Source organism: Sphingobium sp. D43FB (assembly GCF_002312805.1).
Lineage (GTDB): Bacteria > Pseudomonadota > Alphaproteobacteria > Sphingomonadales > Sphingomonadaceae > Sphingobium.
The window spans coordinates 1-1,601 of record NZ_NMUA01000117.1 but is presented as its reverse complement, the minus strand read 5'-3'; the positions used below and the strand labels follow the sequence as shown (position 1 = coordinate 1,601).

The window sequence follows — 1,601 nt, the reverse complement described above, 5'->3', positions numbered from 1 at the left end:
TCTTGGATTTGCCGGTCGCTGCCATGATCGCCTGGGTGCCCAGACCTTGAGAAGTCAGGAGAATGATCCGCGCCCGCCAAACATGTTTCTGCGGCGAACTGCGCGCCGCCACGATCGCCTCAAGCCGCGTTGTGTCCGGTGCAGTGACCTCGATCTGAATACCCGTTCGCATGCCGCATCGTCGCATGCCAACGACAATATGGGAATCCTTCAAATGGACTCATTCGTTCCGATCAATCCACTAGCTTCGAAGGGGTTTCGACAGCATGGGGTGTGGAGCAGCTCAGCAAGCCGGAGCGTTTCGCCAAGGCGATCAATGCCGGTGTAGACCAGTTTGGCGGTGTAATGAGCCCCCAGCCGATCATCGATGCTGTCAATAAGGGGCTCGTCAACGAGGCGCAGATCGATCGCGCGGTGGTCCGCATCCTCAAGCAGACCTTCTCACTGGGCCTGTTCGACAATCCGTTCGTGGATGAAGCGGCGGCGGGCCAAACCGTTGGCATGGCAGCCGACAAGCAGGCGGCGCGCGCGGCGCAGGCGCGGGCCATGGTGCTGCTCGAAGCGCGCAAGCCACTCGACATGAGAGGCAAGCGGGTCTTCCTGCGCGGTGCCAATGCAGAGGCAGCGCATGCCGCCGGCCTGATCGTCGTCGACAAGCCCGAGGATGCCGACTTTGCGGTGATCCGCACCGCTGCACCGTTCGAGACGCTCCATCCCAACTATTTCTTCGGCTCCATCCAGCATGAAGGCAGCCTTGCTTTCTCCGATGAACATCCCGATCTCGTGGCTTTCCGGCAGCTGTCGAAGACGCTGCCGGTCGTGGTCGATGTCTATCTTGACCGGCCTGCGATCCTCACCCCGTTCAAGGACAAGTCGGCGGTGCTGCTCGGCAGCTTCGGTGCATCCGATGCGGCGCTCTTCGATGTGCTGACGGGTGTGTCCAAGGCCGAGGGCCTTCTTCCATTTGAATTACCCTTTTCCATGGCGGCCGTCGCCGCGCAGCGCTCCGACAAGCCGGCAGACAGCGTCGATCCCTTATATCCTCTCCATTATCGGGCGGGACACAGACATTAAGGGCATGTGTCGCCCTTTACAGAATTGGTAAGTTCATGGCTTAACTAGGTTCAGGACCTATTAAATCGCTTGCGAAGCGTACGACGAGTTTGAACCCAGGCGGGCTGAGCGGATCGCCCTTGTGCGCACGCCTCGCAAGTTGCCGATGATCTTGAGCCAAGATAAGGTGGTACACTTTCTTTAAGCGGTGCCGTCATCGAAGTCTCGTGCCGCGCTGACCACCGTCTATGCTGCGGGACTGACGTATCTGCGTGGCGACAACTACGATGGCCGGTTGAGCGGCAACTATGATGGCCGGTAGGATCGGTTGTCTGGGCTGATCGTAGGGAGGGGCGTAGCCCTGACCGGAGAGCGGACCAGACAACCGATGGCGATCTTTTTCCCCTTCTTTCGGGGGGCTGATCGGGGCTGTGGCGGGCGGGGGGATCGGAACACTCATCGAACAACGAGCGGTGGGGTTGCGATGCCGGGCCACCACATTTCCGATCAGCAGGTATTTCTCTTCATGACCCATCGTCGCCAACACA

Annotated in this window: 2 protein-coding genes and 1 pseudogene; 1 reads left to right on the top strand and 2 read right to left on the bottom strand. The window is 59.9% G+C overall.

Annotated features, from left to right (window positions below):
* Positions 1 to 172 (bottom strand): annotated as a pseudogene (locus SxD43FB_RS23510) (IS630 family transposase); the annotation flags it as partial.
* A 101-nt stretch (positions 173 to 273) separates the two neighbouring features.
* Between SxD43FB_RS23510 and SxD43FB_RS23505 the strand changes: the two are divergent.
* Positions 274 to 1,074, top strand: coding sequence for a hypothetical protein (locus SxD43FB_RS23505; RefSeq protein WP_096064153.1), 801 nt, complete (start codon positions 274 to 276; stop codon positions 1,072 to 1,074).
* A gap of 193 nt (positions 1,075 to 1,267) precedes the next feature.
* Here SxD43FB_RS23505 and SxD43FB_RS25705 read toward each other — a convergent pair.
* A partial coding sequence (locus SxD43FB_RS25705) for a hypothetical protein (protein ID WP_217988838.1) occupies positions 1,268 to 1,601 on the bottom strand: 334 nt, incomplete at its 5' end.